The sequence below is a fragment of the uncultured Fibrobacter sp. genome (assembly GCF_937877005.1).
GTDB lineage: Bacteria > Fibrobacterota > Fibrobacteria > Fibrobacterales > Fibrobacteraceae > Fibrobacter.
The window spans coordinates 1-16,969 of record NZ_CALEFV010000015.1 but is presented as its reverse complement, the minus strand read 5'-3'; the positions used below and the strand labels follow the sequence as shown (position 1 = coordinate 16,969).

The following is a 16,969-nucleotide window of genomic DNA, read 5'->3' as shown; positions in this document are numbered from 1 at the left end:
GCTGGCGGCAAGGCCCTGATGCAGATTGGCGACTTCCTTTTCGTACCAGGCGCGGAAGTCGGCACCGTTCTCCAGCTTGGCAACGCTGGCATAGCCCTTGTCTTCCAGCAGTTTGCGGAGCTTGGCGGTATGCTGGCGGCCCAGCCATGCGCCGAGGCCGGAGGTGGGGATGTCTTCGGCTTCCACAGCGGCGAAGTCGGCCTTGGTGCGCATATAGGTATCCGGCACCACAGAGGCGGACACGATGCCGGCAAGGGCGACCATGCCGCGCAGGATGACGCTGTTGGCCACGCCCTGACCGCAGAAGCCCACCTTCTTACAGAACTTCTGGCCGGTGAAGATGGTGGTGAGGATGGCCCAGACCACAGCGGGATCTTCTTCGTCGTAGATGTGGGAGAGTTCGGCGTTGTCGCGGTCGGTGGCGAGCACCATCTGCGTCATGTCGTTGGAGCCGATGGAGAAGCCGTCGAACTCAGTGATGAACTGGCGGGCCAGAATGGCGTTGGACGGCAGTTCGGACATGAGCAGGATCTTTAGGCCGTCGTCGCCGCTGCGCAGGCCATGGACTTCGGCGAGGTAGGAGCGCATGGAACGAGCCTGTTCGAGCGTACGCACGAAGGGCAGCATGAGCATGAGGTTGGTGCCGCCGTACAGGGTACGGGCACGCTTGAAGGCTTCGATTTCCCAGTCGTGGATATCGCGGGAAACGCCGCGGTAGCCGAGCATGGGGTTGTCTTCATTGTGCTCGAAGAGGCAGCCGCCCAGCAGGTTGCGGTATTCGTTGCTCTTGAAGTCGGTGGTGCGGTACACGATATCCTTGCCGTAGAAGGCCATGGCGAACAGGGCAAGGTTGCGGCCGAGGGTACGGATGTAGTGGTCGCGGCCGGAAACGTGGCCGTTGGTGACGATGAGCTGTTCGATCTTCTCGGGGATGCTGCGGATCTCTTCGATCTCCTTGCCGAGGCGGGTACGGGCGGCCACGCGGCTGCGCATGGCACCGATGCGGAACAGCACTTCCTGCACCAGGGGCTTCTTGGCGGCGGCCTTCTTGGCCTTCTCCTCGTCTTCCTTCGCCCAGATTTCGTCGTTGAAGTAGTCGCGGCAGATACGGTAGCAGGTGTCGTCGTCCACTTCGCCGTTTTTTCCGTCCAGGATTCCACGAGCGCATTCGGTGAGGTATTTCATGCAGTCTTCGAGGCGGTCCTCGTGTCCCGAGAACTTGTCGCAGGTCGCCCTGAGGTTCGCCTCGATCTTCGCCTTCATGGAGTCCGGCGAGGCGGCCGCCATGGCCTTGTAGGCCTCGAGTTGTTCGTTGGTGGGTTTCATTTTTGTTTCTCCAGGTATCAAAATTTCCCCGATTCAGGCACGCGGACGCGTGGTATAAAAATGGGTTGTCGAGAATCGGGTAGCCGAATCGGTTGGTCATCGGCTGGTTAAAGGCTTGGCCCTCCGGCGGCGGTTGTGCATGTTTACGATTTAGAAGAAGTTTGAAATATGGGTTTCACTTTCAGTTTTGCACACCATCGGGCCTTAGTGCTCGCCCCCGGATTCGAACCGGGAACCTGCGGGTTATGAGTCCGTAGCTCTGACCGTTGAGCTAGGCGAGCTGTGTTTCAAATGTTGCCCCCGCGGCCCGAAACAAAAAAACACGACCGCGGGGGTGCCGGAGACACGGCAATATCCCTAGAAGGGCAGGTCGTCGTCACCGTCGGGCGGCTGCCAGTTCATTTCGCTGGCGGGCGCCTGCTGCCGGGAGGCTCCCTGCGAGTAGTCATACGGAGCGGACTGCGGCACGTACTGGCCCTGCTGCTGACGGGGGCCGATCAGCTGGAATGTGAACGCCACCACCTCGGTGGAGTAGCGCTTCTGTCCTGTAGTCTGGTCGGTCCAGGTGCTGTAGGTGAGCTCGCCCTCGACGAGCATCTGCGTGCCCTTCTTGACGCCGAGCTGCTGGAGGGTGTCTGCGGAGCGGCCGAGTACCTTGACCGTGTGCCACTGCGTCTGCTCCTTCTGCTCTCCGTTCTGGTCGCGGTAGCGCTTGGATGTGGCCAGCGAGAACGTGGCACACTTGCTCCCGCTCTGGAAGGTGCGGATTTCCGGGTCCTTGCCGAGGTTGCCCATGAGAAAGACTTTGTTGAGGTATGCCATTAGATTTCCTTGAGTTGAAGTTTCTGTTGCCGTTTCCTGTCGGCCTTTGTCGGGACTATGTGCGGGCGGTGTCCCTCGTACCCGTGGCGCAGGGCCCACTGTTCCAGGGCGTAGACCCTGCGGTAGGCTTCGGAATTCCTTCCGCAGAGGTTCCCGACCGTCTGCGACAGCGGGTACTTTACGGGGCGGCCGCGTCTCACTTGACCGAGAGCGTCCTTTCCTTGGGTTTCTGCTCGATGGTGTCGGGGAACATGTCCACGAGCTTCTCGGTGGTGAGGCCGGAGGCCTTGGCCATCGCGGTTACGGTCACCAGGGCGAGGAGCTGGTCCTTGGCGACGAGGCGCTTTGCCACCAGGACGTTCGCGACGGCGGCGCCGGCGTCCTGCACAAAGGCGTAGGTGTAGGACTGCTTGGACCACTTGACGTTGGAGGGGAGGTCTTCCTCGGTGCCGACGTTGTAGGTGTGCTTGAGCGCCTCCTTGATGCTGGCGGCGGTCTTTTCCATCCACTTGCCGATCTCGGCGAGTTCGCGGAAGCCTTCGGTCTTGAGGTTGCGGCGCACGACGAAGTCGGCGGCGGTTTCCTCGTCCATCTCGATCCCGGCGTTGGCGAGTGCGAACCTGTAGGCGTCCATCGCCTTTTCGGACGGGACGAGGTTCTTCATGTCTTCGGGGGTTACGATCATCACTTCTTTTGTAGCCATGGTTAAATCCTTTGATTGTTGAGAATGAGGTTAGATACGATTTCGACGGGGGTGAGGACGGAGCCCTTCTCACGCGCTTCGATTATTTTTTTTTGCACGAGGAAATAGGCCGCGTCGTTTACGCGGATGTTGTGCGGTTTGCCGAGTTGCGGGATCTTAGCCATTGTATTCCACCTCCTCCTGGAGCGTGTAGAAGCGTTCCACCACTTCGGCGTAGCGGTCGGCGGGCACGAGGTTCGGCTTTTCCCAGCCGTTTCCCTTGAGCCATTCCACGAGCTTGCCGTGGGCGCCTTCGTTCTGGTTCTTGAACATCAAGAGCATGGCGGCAAACTGCTTGGTGGTGTAGTTCTTGACGGCGGCGAGGAGCTGCGCCTTGGGGTCTGCGCGGTTCAGCCTCGGCTGTTCCTTGGGCGGTTCGGGCTGTTCGTCCACGGTTACTTCTACGTGGCCTTGAGCATTGAGCTTGTCGGCTCCGGTCATATTGTCGGGAAGCTCGTCGTTCGTGTACGGCATGCCGCCAAAGTCGAACGGGAAAGCCTTGCGGAACGCGCTGACGATGGCGACCTTCTTGAGCATGGTGCGCGGCTTGCTCTGCCACATGGAATTGCCTTGGTCGTATTCGTCGAAGAACACTTCCTCGCGGGTGGGGTGGGCGCGGTCCTTGCGGTAGACGGTGCAGACGCAACTCACGGTTCCATCAGGCACGAGCGCGTCAACCTGCCACGGGCCGTTTTTTCCTTGCTTGGTAATCTTGCCGCGCTTGAATCCGCCTTTGAATTCGATGTCGAAGCCGTCATAGTTGGGGTTGAGTTCGGCGCGCTTGATGTAGGTCTCGTACCCGGTCACGATAGACATGTCGGTGGAGCCGTCCTTGTTCTTGTAGGTCACGGCGTAGACCTCGCGCTTCCACGGGTTGAGGCCGAAAGTTCCGGCGACTGCGAGGAACTGCTTGGTCTGCTGTTCCGTAAGACCCTTGTTCATGGTCTTGAGGTAGTCAAGCAGGAGCTCCTGCGTTACGCGGGTTTCTTCGGTGACGGTTGCCACCGCGTTGTTCTGTTGTTCCATTTTTGTTTCTCCGATTAGTGTTGATAAGTTGTTCTAATTGTTGATGGCGGGTTCGGTTGCGGCGATCTGTGCCTGCTGCTCGATGACCGTCTCCAGGTCGCGGGCCGTGGATTCAGCCATAAGGCGCATGCAGTCGGTATAGTCCCAGTGGCGCGCGTCCACCTTGCGGCCTGCGCGGTAGAGAGCCACAAGCCTGCGGCAGCGGCGGTTGTACTTTTCTGCGGCCTTCTCGGCGACGCGCTGGAGGATGTAGATGTCGTTGAGTGTAGTCATTTGCCCTGTTCCTTTTTCTTGATGTTCTTTAGCCTCGCGAAGTTCTCGTGATCGCATGAATAGCAGACGAAGTAGCGGTTGACATGCCTGCAGTACTTGTGCAGCCCGCAGACCGTGCACGTGACGTACTCGCCGTATTCAGGATGGGACTTGCTCATTACAGGCCCACCTCGATGTAGCCGAGGATGAGGAATGCCAGGAGCGTGCCGACCACGATTCCCGCTGGAGCGACCGCATCGATGAACGCACGGCGTGCGCGGCGCTTCATCCAGTATTCGGGCGTCTTGTATTCGTTGAACTCGATGTTGTCGTGGATGCCGTCGGGGGCGGCGGTGTTGCGGATGAATTCCTGTTGTGCCATTCTAGGCCTCCTTCCTGAAATGCTCGTTGAAATACTTGCGCATGGGGTGCGCGGGGTTGTTCGGGTTGTAGCCCCACCAGCTTCCGCAGCACTGCACGATCAGCGGTTCGTGCTGCGCGGCGGTGGAGTCGTGGAGCGAGGGGTTGACCCAGGAGCCGTCCTTGTTGCGTGCGTAGGAGCGGATGAAGTCCGAGTAGCGCCCGATGGCCACGAAGTAGAGCTTGATGGTCTCGCGGATGTTGATGGCGCGTTTCAGCTCGTCGAAGTTCATGCATCCCCCTTCGCCGCCTTGGGCTTGCGGCCCCTGCGCTTGGGCTGGGCTTCGGGCATCGGGAACCCGTTGTGCATGGCCATCTTTTCCTTGAGCATCTGTTCGTGCGTCTTGCCATCGGCAGTCCATGCGCTCAGGTCGGGTTCCGGCCTTGCGGGGACCTCGGGTTCATTCTCGGAGTCGTCCTTGACGACGCCCGGGCAGAGCTCGTCGAGGAGAGCCCTGAGCAGCTTCCTGTCCTTCGCGTCGTCCGTGTCGAAACTGAGGTTGATTTTCATGCGGTTCTCCTGTTGTTGGCCCGTGTGCGGCACCACTGCCGCGCGAAGGCCTTCATGTTCTTGACGGTGTTGCCGTCGGCGTCCTTTCCGCCGCGTTCCTCGGTGGCCTCCCAGCATTCGCCAGCGTCGACCGGGTCGAGCCCGTCGTCGATGGCCCACTGGATGAAGTCTTCCTTGTTGCGGAACGAGGCCCGTGAACGCACGGACGGCTGTGCTACTTTCGCCATCCCTCTTACGGATGAGCCGCCCGTGCGCCGGCTTTCCAGAGCCTGGCCTTGCCGAGCCTCGTTTGTGCTTACCTGGTCGGTTTCTTGGTCGTAAGCTTTCCCGGATTGCGCAGCCGCCTCCGGGGAGCGGGACATAGTACCCTGCGCGGTACGCCCACCGCTGAATCCGTGCGCTGGGGCTTCGTTCTGCGGCACCCGCCGCATATTCCTGGAGACGGTGGTGGGCGCCGACGCACCGCTTTCGCGGCGATAGAAAGCCTCCGCGCCCTCGTGGGTAGCGGCGTCTCCGTAAATGTTGGCAGACGGTCCGAGGGCGTCAATAGCCCGGGTCTCGTTTCTGGTAATCGCCGACCCGTCGGGTTTCGCCTGGGAGTCCTCGCGGATATCCCCGTCTGCCGTGAATTGGTCGCAGGATGTTGGCGATTTCGAGGCGGCACCGTTTCCGGCGTCAGACATATCCACCCCGGCGTTACCGTTCGGGGCATCCTGCGGATTTTTCTTCGGGCGACCGCCCTTCTTGCCGTTTTCGCGGGCTTGCGGATATTGGTCAACCCGTTCCATGGACCAGCGGACCATCTTGGAACCGAAACTGTCGGCATCGTCCACCAGGTCCTCGAGGTCGTCCATGCTCTTGCGCACGTCGGCGACAATCTGCGCGTCGTCGAGCTTGCGGTAGTGCCGGATGAACTCCTTGAAGAGCACCTTCGCCCAGAATCTGTCGTTCATGGCGGCCACTTACTTCTGCACCCTTTTCCTGTGGTAGTCCTTGATTGCGTCGATGACGATCGCCGTGTTTGTCAGCGGTTCGAAGTTCGCCGCGCGCACGGCCCTGATCTCGTCGAAGAGCACCGTCATTTCGGGCGGAAGTTTCACTCCTATCGTTTCAGCCATTGTTTGTTCCTTTTTCGTTTAGATCGTTCTCGCCTTTGCCAGGTCCCATTCCACTTCGTGCTTGCGGAGTTCCTCGAGCTCGGCGGTCATCGCGTCGAAGGTCTCGCGGGCGACCGCCACGATGTCGTGGCCGTCCTCGGCCTTGATAATCACGTTCGGCTCGTACTTCAGCAGCCTGCTCACAAGCTGGTTGCGCTCGACCACGAGCGCGTCGTAGGCGTGGTGCCACTTGCCTACCTCGTCTTCCAGCTGCTTGGTGTAGGCCTTGTATTCTTCGATGGTCTGCATTGTTCCTATCCGAGTTTCTTGAGTTCGTTGTCGAGTTCCACGGCCCTTGCGAATGCCGCCTTGCTATTGCCCGCAAGAACCGCCTTTCGCCTTCCGTTCAGGATTTCGGCCAGTTCGCCGTTGCGCATGATGGCGTTGTAGACCGAGTAGAGCGCGTCATTCAGCTTGGCGATTTCGTCGGCCTTCCGTGCGATTGTGCAGTAGTAGGTCCAGGCCTTTTCTGCGAGGGCTACTTCCAGCGGGGAGTAGTTACCCCCCCCCCGTTTACTTTTGTTTACAATGTCCTTGATGTCGTGCAGCTGGATGTTCATTGTTTCGGCTCCTTGGTTAGTTTCTAAAAATCTTAGTTGATTTTCTAATTATACTAGAAATATAGACTAAAAATTTTAGAAAGTCAAGACTTTTTTTCTACTTTTTTTAGATTTTTTTTCTAAGATGGCGAGAAAAGGCTATTTTTAGGGTTATGGAAAACGAATTTTTACACAAAATCAATGTTGACGCAATCGTCAAGGAAACAAACTTGACTCTCGATGAGATTGCTAGGCTGGCCGGAATTACCGAAGCACGTAATCTTGGGAAATGGTCGCAAGACAAGTCTAAAGGCGGTTCGCGCCCGAATTACAACGCCCTTGTCCGGCTGATGGAAAAGGGAGCCACGGCAGAGACTCTTTTGGGGGTATCTTCTGGAGTAACGCCACCGCAACAGACAGCAAAGAATATATCGGCAGCTGAATTGGCGCGGTTTTTCGCCGATGTGGCTAAAGGCCTTGAGAATGGTTTAAACAGTCAAAACCAATAAAAACCAAATTGCTTTTTTTTGGTTTCGTAAAAACCAAATTGGTAAAAATTAAACCAAACCTAACCAAAAATAACCAACTCTTCTTTCAGAATCAGCATAAGTAAGAGAATGAGTATAAGAAGGAGTAAGAGTTAATAACCATTTATCTCCCTTTAACCATCATCGTATATATGTAAATAACCCTCTACTCAACTCTACGCGCGCCCGCGCGCGCGAGCCGAGGGGGTCTTACACACGGTGGTATTTTGTTCACTTGCTCAATTCAACACAAAATCGTATATTTGAAATGTTTACGGGTAATGTTATGTCAAAAAAGAAAAAAGTCATTGAAATGTCTGAAACCGAAATTATAAACGAATATCGGAAAATCATTGGTGAACGGGATTTCATTAGCAGCGATTCCGTCTATGACGAATACGGAAATTTCAAGAAGGTTTCTTTTTTGAAAGAGGCCGACGTCCATTATCTCGTAAATTCTTGCGACCTCGTGGAGGTGTAGGTGCCGGGCTGGTCAGACATTCTTGCTGAAATTGTAAAAGCTGGTCCTGACAATATAGATGCCGTAAGGCATAAGTACATGGCGAACCTCGCCGCATATAGGGGAAGGAATGTCATTGCGTACTATTCCGGATGGTTGCAGAAACATGGTTCTCCAAACCTGAGCATCGATGACGGTGACAAGAACGGCTTCATGGCGACGATCTATAAGATGGACCGTACAAAGGGGCTCGACCTGATATTGCATACTCCGGGAGGCGACATCCCGGCTACGGATTCCATTGTCGATTATCTTCACCAGATGTTCGGGAACGACATAGAAGTCTTCATCCCGCAGCTGGCGATGTCTGCAGGAACGATGATTGCCTGCTCTTCTAGGAAGATTCACATGGGAAAGCAGTCCAGCATCGGTCCGATTGATCCGCAGTTTAGGGGGGTCCCTTGTCATGGGGTCCTTGAAGAATTTGAAACGGCTATTTCGGAATCGAGCAGAAAACAGGCGAGCTTGCCTTTCTGGAGGGCGATTGTAGAAAAGTATGAACCGACCTTCCTTGGCGAGTGCAAAAAGTCGATTCAGATGGCGTCGGAATTCGTGAAAAGTCAGCTGGAACTTTGCATGTTTGCCGGAAGGCGTAATGCAAAGTCCTTGGCTGGAACGGTTGTGAGCAAGCTGGGTGACCATAAGGCGACTAAGTTGCACGCAAGGCATTACAATGCCGATTTTGCCAGGTCCTGCGGTCTTATTGTGGACAATCTCGAAGACGACCAGACCCTGCAGGATGCTGTCCTGTCGGTACACCATTGCTTCATGCACACGTTTGCAATGACCCGTGTCAGCAAGATTATTGAAAGCGATTCCGGTGTCAAGGTCTTGCTTGCGTAGCGTTTAGAAAAATGAGGGCGGCGCCAACTATGGGGCCATAAGTCCGCTTCCGCGTGACAGAACGGCGGGATGGGGCCAGCACGCGCGAGGGGCTTGTAAACAGTATTATATCGAATTTTTAAGAAATTCTATTGACACTTCCGCCCGAAAAATTGATATATTTATAACGGAACACAGTCAAAAACAGGAGACAAACCATGGATACGGATTCCTAGACATGCAAAGCTTTCTTTTCAAGGCTTTCTCTATTGTTTCTGGAGCCTGCTCCATTGCAGGACTTTTAACTCTTTTTTTCGGTGACGAAAAGAAATTCCTTATTGCCGCTATTGTCTACTCTGTAGCAATAACGGCTTTTTTTGTTGCGCTGACAATTCTCGTGTACAGGGCTCTTTCCGTGAAGTTCAAGAAGCCGTACAGGAAAATCGCGACTTTCCAGACGTTCACTTGCGACGATCAGGTCAAGGTGGCTTTCGAGACCAGGAGGCTCATCCAGTCGAAAACACCGTTCCTTGACGAGGTGGAGTGCGAGAACAAGTGGCTCGGGAAAGGAGTGCCGATTTTCAAGGTGAACGACGTGCAAAGGACGTACCACAAGAACCCCGATCCTGACAAGTACGACATCGAGACTGTCAAGCTGGACAAGATTGTCGCTTACAACGAGACGATGTGCTACAAGACCACGTTCGAAAGTTCTTTTTCCGACCACAATTCAAGGTTCGGGTGCAAGGTCGAAGACCCCACGGACTTGATCCAGTTCAGGATAATGCTCGGGTACAAGTCTGGCACAGTGGCGCCTGCGAAGTTCTACAAGAGGTCTCTGAAGCCAGGGTCAGTCTCCACGGACATCCTTATCGAGGAAATCGACTTCGACCCTACGCACAAGATGTATTTCAAGATTCTCGAAAAACCTGAGATCGGCTATAACTACTTCATCACGTGGGACAAGTAAACCGACTTCTGGTCGTGGTCAGGACAGTTTATTCTGTGCTGCGCCAAAACTATGGGGCCACACGACCGCGCAAGCGTGACAGAACGGCATGGCGCCGCACCGTATGCGGCACCGCCGGTTCCGGTCAACCTGGGCCACTATCCGAGAATGTACTTCAACAGCTCGATGGCGACTTTGAGTAAGAAAATAATCAACTCTTTACGCATCCCGACCTCCTTTTTGTTTAAGCCACCTCAAGTTTATATGTCCGGCGTTCCAGGATTACGCGTTTTTTGTGGTCCTGGCGAACTTTTTTTTGAAAAAAAGAAGTATACGCGTGTGCGCGAGAGGGGCTGGATACCCGCATAATTCTGTAATTACGGTTTGACGGGTAGGGGCCCGTTTTTGTATCTTTGCGGCATGTCCATGTACAAGCCTCTATACGGGATGGATGTCCTGATGAATGCCGCGCTCTGGGTGCTCGAGAAGCTCCCGGAAAACGAGCGGCGTCTACACAAGCTCTTCAAGATCCTGTGGTTCGCGGACCTGGACCATCTCAAGAAGTACGGGCGAACGGTTACCGGCGACACGTATTCAGCAATGCCTTACGGACCCGTGCCCTCGGCACTCTACGACGAAATCAAGCATCCTGCGGACGAGTCGAAAAAACGGATCTTTAGATTCGACAAGCCGGAAGGGAAGGGGTTCCTGAGCGCACCGCACGGTCCGGACATGGACTACCTGTCCGAGACTGACGTCGAGGCGCTGCAGAAATCCTTCGACGCGAACAAGGACGAGTCTTTCGACGGGCTAAAGGACAAGTCGCACAAGTCGGCCTGGAACGCCGTGCGTGACAGGAATTACGGATGTACGGCGTCCATCAACATCGACGACATCCTCGACGAGATCGGGGCCGACGAGAGTCTCAGGAACTACGTACACGACGACCTGTGCACGAGGAATTTCCTCTCGACCGTCGGCGCGGAAGCGTAGACGATGGATTTCAAGAACAACATGCAGATGCCTCCTGCGCTTGTCGCAGCCACGTACAAGAAGCGCGGCGCGGTCGTGCATACGGACAAGGGATCCGTCATCGTTGCGGAACACGGAAAGTTCCTGCTCGTGGTGAACACTTCCGGAGGCGTAGTGCACACCTGCGTCATAAATACCGAAAAGAACAAGTTCGCGCCTCCGAATAGCCAGGTAGCCATAGACGACAAGGACATGCCGTGGATCGGTAAGGACGAGGATTCGGGGAAGGACAAGGTGCTTACGCACGTGTCTTACGTGGACTGCTCGAAGATATTCGACGTCGACGAGGAGGATTTCGGGAAGGCCATCGAGAACGGCACGTTCCAGCCGAAGGGTTTCCTGGACGAGACTTCCATGTGCTACGTGCTGGACGCCGGGCAGAACTGCAAGACGCTGAGGACTTTCGAGCGAAAGTATTTCGAATGAAATCCTGCCTGGCTTGACAATTCCCCCGGCGGGCGCATTTGTTATTCCTGAATCAAGGGGGGCGGTACGTTTACCGCCCTTTTTTGGTGCTTTTTTGTACGGAAATTGTCCTTTTTGGGTGCTTTTCTGCACGGAATCGTCACTTTTTGGCACTAAAACGTGCCGGAAACGGCCTTTTTGGGGACCTGTCGGTTGGTAACCGGGGGTGCGGACGTTTGCCCACGCGCACGCGAGGGCTACCTCTTGACCACGTCGCTCGTGATGTGCTGGACGAGTGCGCCGGTGTCCACCAGCTCCTTCTTCATAGACGCCATGGCCATGTAGCGCTCCTCTCCGGAAAGCCTGTTCGCCTTCCTCATCTGCTTCGTGGAGTTGGAGTGCCTCTTCGCCCACGAGAGGATCGTAGCCCTTGCGTTCTGCCTGTACCTGTCGTGGGCCACTGCCTGCCGGAGTCCGCCTGCCGCCACTGCGCCTATGCTTGCGAGCATCTTGGTGAGGTCCGCCTGGTACTCGGCCCCGGTACGGAATACGAGCTGCAGGGCCCTTCCCGCCTCGCGCTCCGTGCGCAGGGTGTATCCCTGCGAATATCCCCTCATGAAGTTTCTTGCCGGAATGGCGGGGTATTTCCACCCCTTCCTTGTCGTCCCGGATTCGCGCCCGTAGCACAGCGTCCTCGCTATGACCGCGAAGTCCTTGCCGTCCAGCGTCTTCGCCCCGTCTATCCATCCTGCACGCACGCTTGTGCGCTCCAGCCTGCGGGCCGTGCGTTTCTGCAGCCTTATGCGTTCGAGGGTCTGTGCGAATCCGTTCTTTGCCATGCCGTAAAGGTAGGATAGCCTTTCGGAATGTCTCCCCGAAAAAATTTGCAAAATTCGCAATTTTTACAAAATTTACAAAAATCGCATTTTTTGCGAAATTGCGCGGGTATTAAGGTATAATTTTGCCGAAATGACTACCCAGCGTACAAAAGTACAGTCCAACGACTACATGGAGAGCGGATGGAGCCTCGGCGCCACCGGGCTTTCCACTACGAAGGAAGGATACCTGCAGGGACGCATCTGCGTCACCGGAGCGGGCGTGTTCAAGTATTACGACGAGACGGGGAAGGTGCGTTACCGCCTCCGCTCCGTCGACGAGGTGCGCAAGGCCACGGCAGGGCTCAATTCCCAGCCGCTGACGCTGCGCCATCCCAAGGATCTCGTGAGCCCCAAGAACTTCAAGGACGTCGCCGTCGGTTTCGCCGGCACGGATGCGGACTTCGACGGGCTAAACTGCTTTGTCACGGTAACCATCACCGACGAGGCCGCCATCAGGGCCATCCGGGAAGGGAAGGTGAAGGCCGTCTCGTGCGGCTACGAGTCGTTCATCAACGACGATTCCGGTACGTGGCAGGGCACGGACTACGACCAGGTGCAGGAAGGAATCGAGTACAACCACATCGCGCTCGTGCTGGAAGGCAGGGCCGGAGACGGGGTCAAGTTCCGCCTGAACGACGCCGTGGGTCTTTGGGACGTCCAGAAGGACTCTAACAATCAACAAAGGAAGGAATCTATGCAGCGCAAGATCCAGATCGACAGTGTCGAGTACGAGGCCGACGAGGCCGTAATCGACGCCCTCAAGAAAGCGCAGAAGGACTCCGCCGACAAGCAGAAGGCGCTCGACACCGTGACCGCCGAACGCGACGCGGCAAAGGCCTCCTGTGACGAAAAGGACAAGAAAATCAAGGCTCTCGAGGATGCCGCGGCCTCCCAGGACATCAAGTCCATGGTCAAGGCCCGCATCGCCCTCGAGAAGGTCGCCGACTCCGCAGGCATCGAAAAGGCCGAGGAAATGGACGACAAGGCCATCAAGGCAGCCGTCATCGGCAAGGCTTTCGAAGGCATCAGCCTCGACGGCAAGAGCGAAGACTACGTCTCCGCCATGTTCGACGCCGCTGTCGCCAAGGGCTTCAAGAAGGGCCAGGTCGACAACACCCTCGACGCAGACAAGATCGTGAACAAGGATTCCAAGGAAGTCTGCTCCGACGAATCCGTAGATGCCGCTCGCAACGCTTTCGCGAAGAGCATGCGCGGCGAAGGAGACAAGTAACATGGCTATCGACTATGGCTACGAAAAAGGCGCCAAGGGCGCCCTCTTCGGCAACTTCTACGAAGCCGACACCGCCTTCATGCTCCAGGACCCGAATTCCGAGGGCGGCTTCCCCGTCTTCGGCCGTCTCGGCGAAGAAGGCACCGGATACACCGCCAACGCTTCCGCTTCGAATGCCGTCGCACGCGTCCAGAAGGTGACCGTCACCGCTACGAGTGCCGCAGGCGCCAAGAAGGTGTCCGTCACTGTCGGCGGCAAGAAGGTGGAAATCACCACTACCGCTTCCGAAGCGGCTGCCGACGTCGTGGGCGACCTCGTGACCGCCATCAACGCCGACACTACCGGCGCTGGCGCGATCGTCACCGCTTCCGGCTCCGCATCCCCGCTGGTGCTCACCTTCAAGACCGCAGGTGCCGACGCCAACGACATCCCCGTTGTTGTCGATTCCGAGGACGGCGGCGTGACCGTCGCCCTCGCAACCGAAGGCAACACCGAAGGCAAGGACGCCGTCACCGCCGGCTTCTTCAAGGGCATCGCCATCCGCAACAGCTTCGGCGACATCAAGCATGCCGGCCGTGAAACTTCCGTGTGCGTCAAGGGCAAGATCTGGGTGCCGGTTTCCGGCTCCGTGCAGGCAGGCCAGACCGCATACTACACCGCAGCCGGCGTCATCAGCGCCAGCTCCACGAACGGAACCGCTTTCGGCAAGTTCGTGACCAACTCCACCGCAACCGACGGCATCGCCGTCGTGGAACTCGCATAAGGAGGAAAAAAATGCATAGACTTACCCAAGACCAGGTCAACCTGGTACTCAACCAGAGCCTCAAGAAGGTGTACGAGGCTCCCACTCCGGAACTCGAGTCCACCAAGCTCATCCCGCGCGGCACCAACGGCATCAGCGAAGGCGCTGAATCCTTCGACTGGGACGAAATGACCGCATGGGGCGTGGCCAACATCGTGTCCCGCTACGCCAAGGACCTGCCGCCCGTCGGCTTCACTTCCACCAAGAAGTATGCCGGCATCCACCCGCTCGGCAACTCCTACACCTACAGCTTCTTCGACCTGAAGGCTGCAGCGTTCGAAAACAAGCCGCTCAACACCAAGCTGGCCGTCATCGCCCGTAACGCCGTCCTCTTCAAGCAGGACAGCCTTGCGCTCGAAGGCGACAAGAAGTTCGGTTTCGAAGGCTTCGCCAACAACTCCAACGTGCCGCTGGTCTCCGTCACCACCGGTGCATGGGACACGCTCGGCACTTCGACCACCGGCGACCAGGTTGTCCAGGACATCCAGGACATCCTCGACGCCGTGAAGGCCGCCACCAAGGGCACCGAAAAGCCCAACCGCGCTGCCATCCCGTCTTCCATCTATGCGAAGCTCAACAACCTCCGCATGACTTCCGCAGGCGACGCTCCTCGCGTTCTCCAGTACCTCAAGGATTCTTTCCCGCAGATCAAGGAATGGATCCCGAGCGACTTCCTGGAAACTGCTGGCGTGAACGGCGGCAAGCGCGTGGTCTTCTACACCTTCGACGAGAACGCCGTGATGAACATCGTACCGATGGAATTCACGCAGCTCCCGGAACAGTGGGCAGGCCTCGCGGCTACCGTGAACAACGTGGCCACCTCCGGCGGCACCGTGTTCTTCCGCCCGCTCTCCGCTGCCTACGCGGACATTGCATAACTTGTTCCGTTACCCGAGTTGGGTCGGGGAGAAATCCCCGGCCTTTCCGGGTGGCATTTTTAACACAGAAAACAACTCGAGGTAAACTATGAAAATTCTCATCAACAAGACCAAGCGCCTGCTCTTCGTGGGCAAGCTCATGTTGAAACCCGGCACGAACATCGTCGACGACAATTTCGATGCCGAAGACAAGACCGTGAAGGCGTGGGTGAAGGCCAAGATGCTCTCCGTGAAGGACACGTCCAAGATGGACGAGGAAGCAATCGAGGACGCCATCTCCACGGCATACGACAACGATGTCGTAGCCGAACTGAAGAAACTCTCCGAGGACAAGGGCGTGCAGGAAGCCGCCGAAGAGCAATCCAAGGAAAACGAAAAGAAACAGGAAGAACTCGACGAGGCCATCAAGGCCGCGCAGAAGGAATCCGGAAAGAAGGACGGGAAGAAGGCCTAGACTATGGACTCCAGGGACTCGGAAAGAATCAAGGTCTATTTCGACGCGGTGGCGCCTGCATTCGCAAGCGACGCCCGTTATCCTGTCTTTCTCGAGATCGCGGAAGACAGGTGCGACCGCGGCTATTTCGGCGAGTCCTGGACAAAGGCCATGGCCTACCTTACCGCGCACCTCATGGAGATGTCCAGCCGTAACGGGTCCGAGTCCGGTCCGGTCACGTCCCGCAGGGAAGGCGACATCTCCGTAACTTTTGCCGCTGCCGAGCAGAACGATTCCGACCTGTACATGACCACATTCGGGAAGATGTACCTCGCCCTGCTCAACGGCAGGTCTCCGGGAGTAGTTCTCAGCGGAGGCCACATTCCTGAAATGATGTCGTGGGGGCACTGCTGATGTCTACCGCGTTCACCGAAAGAAGTTTTACCTACTGCGAGTGTGCCACGGGCACGCTCAATGACGACGGCACTTATACCGAGGGCGAGGTTTCCGTCCGTACCGTGGCAGGGACTGTCCAGCCGATGAGCTTCAAGGAATGTCTCGCCTTCAGTGACGGTTCCCGCAACACAGGATTCGTGAAGGTCTACTCCAACGAGAAGCTCGAATCGCGCACACGCGGCGGTAACGCGGGCGGGTTCGTCTCGCTCGGTGGCGAGATATTCCGCCTCACTGCTGAACAGGCCTACCGGAACGCCGTGATGGCGCACTGGAAGTACATTGGCAACATGGTCCCGAAATCGGAGATACCGGAAGCCGTGAGGGCCGCATTGCTGGAGGCCGCATGACGATTGACGACATCAAGAAGGCCGTCTGCACGTGGCTAAAAACTAACGGATTCGGTCCGGCAATGGCCACCCCGACAAGCGTCCCGGCACCGGAAGGCAAGTACATTGCCGTGCGTGACCTCGGTGTGGAGCAGTTCGGTCGCCCAATAAAGGCGAGGCCGGGCAATGTGGAGAACGAGAACAACGCGAGTTTCATGCAGGTTGCCGATATCGTCATGACGGAAGTCGAGGGCGAAGGCGACACCCTGCGCGAGATCCGCAACAGGATGCAGCTACCGGCATTCAGGACTTGGGCTGAAGGACAGGGGTTCACGATATGGGACATCGGTTCCATCATGAACAACGACACCGCTGACGGGGAATTCTGGATTCGACAGAAGTCCTTCACGTTCCAGGCGCAGTTCGTGGACGAGGTCGCCTCCAGCGCGGTTCGCGCTCTTGCCGCAGGCGTCGAGATCAACGACGAGCCGGTAGAAGTGGAAATTAACATCAACTGAAAAGGGATAGTACCATGGCAGACAAGAAAATGGAACTTATCGTAAAAGTGAACGTTAGCCGCACCGGCGCTGCCGTGGCTGCGACTTCCGTCAATACGGTGGGCATCCTCGTGACCGACAGCGTGCTCACGGGAAAGTCCGAACACAATGACTACAGGTATGTCGGCGAAGACGAGGTGAAGGAAGTCTTCGGCGATGAATCCGAGGCCTACAAGATGGCCAAGCGTTTCTTCGCGCAGGATACGCATCCGTCCGCAATCTATGTCAAAACGGCCGATTCAAAGTCTTCCGACGACCTCATTGAAGCGATGGGCGCGGCAAAGCTCGTGGACGTGTTCCACTGGTGCGTAGTCCTTCCGACTCCGACCGACGACACCACGAAGATTGCGATGCTCGG

29 protein-coding genes, 1 tRNA gene and 1 pseudogene are annotated in these 16,969 nt (G+C 56.8%); 14 read left to right on the top strand and 17 right to left on the bottom strand.

Features of this window, described 5'->3' with window-relative positions; translation table 11 throughout:
* The 16 genes and pseudogenes from Q0628_RS00795 to Q0628_RS00720 all read right to left on the bottom strand — a co-directional run.
* A pseudogene (locus Q0628_RS00795) lies at positions 1 to 1,029 on the bottom strand (putative PEP-binding protein); the annotation flags it as partial.
* A 505-nt stretch (positions 1,030 to 1,534) separates the two neighbouring features.
* A tRNA-Ile gene (locus Q0628_RS00790) sits at positions 1,535 to 1,607 on the bottom strand.
* A gap of 76 nt (positions 1,608 to 1,683) precedes the next feature.
* Complete coding sequence (ssb, locus tag Q0628_RS00785; protein ID WP_298767597.1) at positions 1,684 to 2,148, bottom strand: single-stranded DNA-binding protein; 465 nt, start codon at positions 2,146 to 2,148, stop codon at positions 1,684 to 1,686.
* Positions 2,148 to 2,348, bottom strand: a complete 201-nt coding sequence (locus tag Q0628_RS00780) for a hypothetical protein (protein WP_298767595.1) — start codon at positions 2,346 to 2,348, stop codon at positions 2,148 to 2,150. Before Q0628_RS00780 ends, ssb begins: the two co-directional genes overlap by 1 nt.
* Complete coding sequence (locus tag Q0628_RS00775; RefSeq protein WP_298767593.1) at positions 2,345 to 2,851, bottom strand: hypothetical protein; 507 nt, start codon at positions 2,849 to 2,851, stop codon at positions 2,345 to 2,347. The genes Q0628_RS00780 and Q0628_RS00775 overlap by 4 nt, the downstream gene beginning before the upstream one ends.
* 2 nt (positions 2,852 to 2,853) lie before the next feature.
* Positions 2,854 to 3,015 (bottom strand): hypothetical protein, encoded by a 162-nt coding sequence (locus tag Q0628_RS00770; RefSeq protein ID WP_298767591.1) that lies wholly within the window; start codon positions 3,013 to 3,015, stop codon positions 2,854 to 2,856.
* Positions 3,008 to 3,916, bottom strand: coding sequence for a phage recombination protein Bet (gene bet / locus Q0628_RS00765; RefSeq protein ID WP_298767589.1), 909 nt, complete (start codon positions 3,914 to 3,916; stop codon positions 3,008 to 3,010). Before bet ends, Q0628_RS00770 begins: the two co-directional genes overlap by 8 nt.
* Positions 3,917 to 3,949: 33 nt before the next feature.
* Positions 3,950 to 4,189, bottom strand: coding sequence for a hypothetical protein (locus Q0628_RS00760; protein ID WP_298767587.1), 240 nt, complete (start codon positions 4,187 to 4,189; stop codon positions 3,950 to 3,952).
* Positions 4,186 to 4,347: a hypothetical protein gene (locus Q0628_RS00755; protein WP_298767585.1), complete on the bottom strand. Its 162-nt coding sequence runs from the start codon at positions 4,345 to 4,347 to the stop codon at positions 4,186 to 4,188. Before Q0628_RS00755 ends, Q0628_RS00760 begins: the two co-directional genes overlap by 4 nt.
* Positions 4,347 to 4,550: a hypothetical protein gene (locus Q0628_RS00750; RefSeq protein ID WP_298767583.1), complete on the bottom strand. Its 204-nt coding sequence runs from the start codon at positions 4,548 to 4,550 to the stop codon at positions 4,347 to 4,349. Before Q0628_RS00750 ends, Q0628_RS00755 begins: the two co-directional genes overlap by 1 nt.
* 1 nt (position 4,551) lies before the next feature.
* Entirely contained in the window at positions 4,552 to 4,821 is a 270-nt protein-coding gene (locus tag Q0628_RS00745) for a hypothetical protein (protein WP_298767580.1), read from the bottom strand.
* Positions 4,818 to 5,099 carry a hypothetical protein gene (locus Q0628_RS00740; protein WP_298767578.1) on the bottom strand — a complete coding sequence of 94 codons (282 nt, stop codon included), beginning with the start codon at positions 5,097 to 5,099 and terminating at the stop codon, positions 4,818 to 4,820. The genes Q0628_RS00745 and Q0628_RS00740 overlap by 4 nt, the downstream gene beginning before the upstream one ends.
* Positions 5,096 to 6,052 (bottom strand): hypothetical protein, encoded by a 957-nt coding sequence (locus Q0628_RS00735; RefSeq protein WP_298767576.1) that lies wholly within the window; start codon positions 6,050 to 6,052, stop codon positions 5,096 to 5,098. Before Q0628_RS00735 ends, Q0628_RS00740 begins: the two co-directional genes overlap by 4 nt.
* Positions 6,053 to 6,061: 9 nt before the next feature.
* A complete protein-coding gene (locus tag Q0628_RS00730; RefSeq protein ID WP_298767575.1) occupies positions 6,062 to 6,217 on the bottom strand; it encodes a hypothetical protein in 156 nt (51 codons plus the stop codon).
* An 18-nt stretch (positions 6,218 to 6,235) separates the two neighbouring features.
* Positions 6,236 to 6,505, bottom strand: a complete 270-nt coding sequence (locus Q0628_RS00725) for a hypothetical protein (protein ID WP_298767573.1) — start codon at positions 6,503 to 6,505, stop codon at positions 6,236 to 6,238.
* 5 nt (positions 6,506 to 6,510) lie between these two features.
* Complete coding sequence (locus tag Q0628_RS00720) at positions 6,511 to 6,816, bottom strand: hypothetical protein (RefSeq protein ID WP_298767571.1); 306 nt, start codon at positions 6,814 to 6,816, stop codon at positions 6,511 to 6,513.
* Between the two features lie 152 nt (positions 6,817 to 6,968).
* Between Q0628_RS00720 and Q0628_RS00715 the strand changes: the two genes are divergently transcribed.
* The 6 genes from Q0628_RS00715 (at position 6,969) to Q0628_RS00690 (ending at position 11,071) form a co-directional block, all read left to right on the top strand.
* The gene (locus Q0628_RS00715; protein WP_298767569.1) at positions 6,969 to 7,304 is read left to right on the top strand and encodes a hypothetical protein; all 336 of its coding nucleotides are present in this window, start codon (positions 6,969 to 6,971) and stop codon (positions 7,302 to 7,304) included.
* 304 nt (positions 7,305 to 7,608) lie between these two features.
* Positions 7,609 to 7,803 (top strand): hypothetical protein, encoded by a 195-nt coding sequence (locus Q0628_RS00710; RefSeq protein ID WP_298767566.1) that lies wholly within the window; start codon positions 7,609 to 7,611, stop codon positions 7,801 to 7,803.
* The gene (locus Q0628_RS00705; protein ID WP_298767564.1) at positions 7,804 to 8,685 is read left to right on the top strand and encodes an ATP-dependent Clp protease proteolytic subunit; all 882 of its coding nucleotides are present in this window, start codon (positions 7,804 to 7,806) and stop codon (positions 8,683 to 8,685) included. It begins immediately after the preceding gene.
* A 217-nt stretch (positions 8,686 to 8,902) separates the two neighbouring features.
* Positions 8,903 to 9,634: a hypothetical protein gene (locus tag Q0628_RS00700; RefSeq protein WP_298767562.1), complete on the top strand. Its 732-nt coding sequence runs from the start codon at positions 8,903 to 8,905 to the stop codon at positions 9,632 to 9,634.
* A gap of 399 nt (positions 9,635 to 10,033) precedes the next feature.
* Entirely contained in the window at positions 10,034 to 10,606 is a 573-nt protein-coding gene (locus Q0628_RS00695) for a Panacea domain-containing protein (RefSeq protein WP_298767560.1), read from the top strand.
* A 3-nt stretch (positions 10,607 to 10,609) separates the two neighbouring features.
* The gene (locus Q0628_RS00690) at positions 10,610 to 11,071 is read left to right on the top strand and encodes a hypothetical protein (protein WP_298767558.1); all 462 of its coding nucleotides are present in this window, start codon (positions 10,610 to 10,612) and stop codon (positions 11,069 to 11,071) included.
* Between the two features lie 236 nt (positions 11,072 to 11,307).
* Here Q0628_RS00690 and Q0628_RS00685 read toward each other — a convergent pair whose 3' ends face one another.
* Complete coding sequence (locus Q0628_RS00685) at positions 11,308 to 11,889, bottom strand: hypothetical protein (protein WP_298767556.1); 582 nt, start codon at positions 11,887 to 11,889, stop codon at positions 11,308 to 11,310.
* A 130-nt stretch (positions 11,890 to 12,019) separates the two neighbouring features.
* Here Q0628_RS00685 and Q0628_RS00680 point away from each other — a divergent pair, with 130 nt between their 5' ends.
* From Q0628_RS00680 to Q0628_RS00645, 8 genes are all read left to right on the top strand, one after another.
* On the top strand, positions 12,020 to 13,159 hold the full coding sequence (locus tag Q0628_RS00680; protein WP_298767554.1) for a DUF2213 domain-containing protein: 1,140 nt from the start codon (positions 12,020 to 12,022) through the stop codon (positions 13,157 to 13,159).
* A gap of 1 nt (position 13,160) precedes the next feature.
* The gene (locus Q0628_RS00675; protein WP_298767552.1) at positions 13,161 to 13,922 is read left to right on the top strand and encodes a hypothetical protein; all 762 of its coding nucleotides are present in this window, start codon (positions 13,161 to 13,163) and stop codon (positions 13,920 to 13,922) included.
* 11 nt (positions 13,923 to 13,933) lie between these two features.
* Positions 13,934 to 14,839 (top strand): major capsid family protein, encoded by a 906-nt coding sequence (locus tag Q0628_RS00670; protein ID WP_298767550.1) that lies wholly within the window; start codon positions 13,934 to 13,936, stop codon positions 14,837 to 14,839.
* An 88-nt stretch (positions 14,840 to 14,927) separates the two neighbouring features.
* Entirely contained in the window at positions 14,928 to 15,293 is a 366-nt protein-coding gene (locus Q0628_RS00665; protein ID WP_298767549.1) for a hypothetical protein, read from the top strand.
* A gap of 3 nt (positions 15,294 to 15,296) precedes the next feature.
* Positions 15,297 to 15,686: a DUF4054 domain-containing protein gene (locus Q0628_RS00660; RefSeq protein ID WP_298767547.1), complete on the top strand. Its 390-nt coding sequence runs from the start codon at positions 15,297 to 15,299 to the stop codon at positions 15,684 to 15,686.
* On the top strand, positions 15,686 to 16,075 hold the full coding sequence (locus Q0628_RS00655) for a hypothetical protein (protein WP_298767545.1): 390 nt from the start codon (positions 15,686 to 15,688) through the stop codon (positions 16,073 to 16,075). Before Q0628_RS00660 ends, Q0628_RS00655 begins: the two co-directional genes overlap by 1 nt.
* Positions 16,072 to 16,572, top strand: a complete 501-nt coding sequence (locus Q0628_RS00650; RefSeq protein ID WP_298767543.1) for a hypothetical protein — start codon at positions 16,072 to 16,074, stop codon at positions 16,570 to 16,572. Before Q0628_RS00655 ends, Q0628_RS00650 begins: the two co-directional genes overlap by 4 nt.
* A gap of 14 nt (positions 16,573 to 16,586) precedes the next feature.
* Positions 16,587 to 16,969, top strand: a 383-nt coding sequence (locus tag Q0628_RS00645; protein WP_298767541.1) for a DUF3383 family protein, incomplete at its 3' end; no start/stop codon positions are given.

Coding starts and splice junctions, on each gene's coding strand:
- ssb (WP_298767597.1), bottom strand. CDS start 2,148: ATGGCATACCTCAACAAAGTCTTTCTCATGGGCAACCTCGGCAAGGAC.
- Q0628_RS00775 (WP_298767593.1), bottom strand. CDS start 2,851: ATGGCTACAAAAGAAGTGATGATCGTAACCCCCGAAGACATGAAGAAC.
- Q0628_RS00770 (WP_298767591.1), bottom strand. CDS start 3,015: ATGGCTAAGATCCCGCAACTCGGCAAACCGCACAACATCCGCGTAAAC.
- bet (WP_298767589.1), bottom strand. CDS start 3,916: ATGGAACAACAGAACAACGCGGTGGCAACCGTCACCGAAGAAACCCGC.
- Q0628_RS00760 (WP_298767587.1), bottom strand. CDS start 4,189: ATGACTACACTCAACGACATCTACATCCTCCAGCGCGTCGCCGAGAAG.
- Q0628_RS00755 (WP_298767585.1), bottom strand. CDS start 4,347: ATGAGCAAGTCCCATCCTGAATACGGCGAGTACGTCACGTGCACGGTC.
- Q0628_RS00750 (WP_298767583.1), bottom strand. CDS start 4,550: ATGGCACAACAGGAATTCATCCGCAACACCGCCGCCCCCGACGGCATC.
- Q0628_RS00745 (WP_298767580.1), bottom strand. CDS start 4,821: ATGAACTTCGACGAGCTGAAACGCGCCATCAACATCCGCGAGACCATC.
- Q0628_RS00740 (WP_298767578.1), bottom strand. CDS start 5,099: ATGAAAATCAACCTCAGTTTCGACACGGACGACGCGAAGGACAGGAAG.
- Q0628_RS00735 (WP_298767576.1), bottom strand. CDS start 6,052: ATGAACGACAGATTCTGGGCGAAGGTGCTCTTCAAGGAGTTCATCCGG.
- Q0628_RS00730 (WP_298767575.1), bottom strand. CDS start 6,217: ATGGCTGAAACGATAGGAGTGAAACTTCCGCCCGAAATGACGGTGCTC.
- Q0628_RS00725 (WP_298767573.1), bottom strand. CDS start 6,505: ATGCAGACCATCGAAGAATACAAGGCCTACACCAAGCAGCTGGAAGAC.
- Q0628_RS00720 (WP_298767571.1), bottom strand. CDS start 6,816: ATGAACATCCAGCTGCACGACATCAAGGACATTGTAAACAAAAGTAAA.
- Q0628_RS00715 (WP_298767569.1), top strand. CDS start 6,969: ATGGAAAACGAATTTTTACACAAAATCAATGTTGACGCAATCGTCAAG.
- Q0628_RS00710 (WP_298767566.1), top strand. CDS start 7,609: ATGTCAAAAAAGAAAAAAGTCATTGAAATGTCTGAAACCGAAATTATA.
- Q0628_RS00700 (WP_298767562.1), top strand. CDS start 8,903: ATGCAAAGCTTTCTTTTCAAGGCTTTCTCTATTGTTTCTGGAGCCTGC.
- Q0628_RS00695 (WP_298767560.1), top strand. CDS start 10,034: ATGTCCATGTACAAGCCTCTATACGGGATGGATGTCCTGATGAATGCC.
- Q0628_RS00690 (WP_298767558.1), top strand. CDS start 10,610: ATGGATTTCAAGAACAACATGCAGATGCCTCCTGCGCTTGTCGCAGCC.
- Q0628_RS00685 (WP_298767556.1), bottom strand. CDS start 11,889: ATGGCAAAGAACGGATTCGCACAGACCCTCGAACGCATAAGGCTGCAG.
- Q0628_RS00680 (WP_298767554.1), top strand. CDS start 12,020: ATGACTACCCAGCGTACAAAAGTACAGTCCAACGACTACATGGAGAGC.
- Q0628_RS00675 (WP_298767552.1), top strand. CDS start 13,161: ATGGCTATCGACTATGGCTACGAAAAAGGCGCCAAGGGCGCCCTCTTC.
- Q0628_RS00670 (WP_298767550.1), top strand. CDS start 13,934: ATGCATAGACTTACCCAAGACCAGGTCAACCTGGTACTCAACCAGAGC.
- Q0628_RS00665 (WP_298767549.1), top strand. CDS start 14,928: ATGAAAATTCTCATCAACAAGACCAAGCGCCTGCTCTTCGTGGGCAAG.
- Q0628_RS00660 (WP_298767547.1), top strand. CDS start 15,297: ATGGACTCCAGGGACTCGGAAAGAATCAAGGTCTATTTCGACGCGGTG.
- Q0628_RS00655 (WP_298767545.1), top strand. CDS start 15,686: ATGTCTACCGCGTTCACCGAAAGAAGTTTTACCTACTGCGAGTGTGCC.
- Q0628_RS00650 (WP_298767543.1), top strand. CDS start 16,072: ATGACGATTGACGACATCAAGAAGGCCGTCTGCACGTGGCTAAAAACT.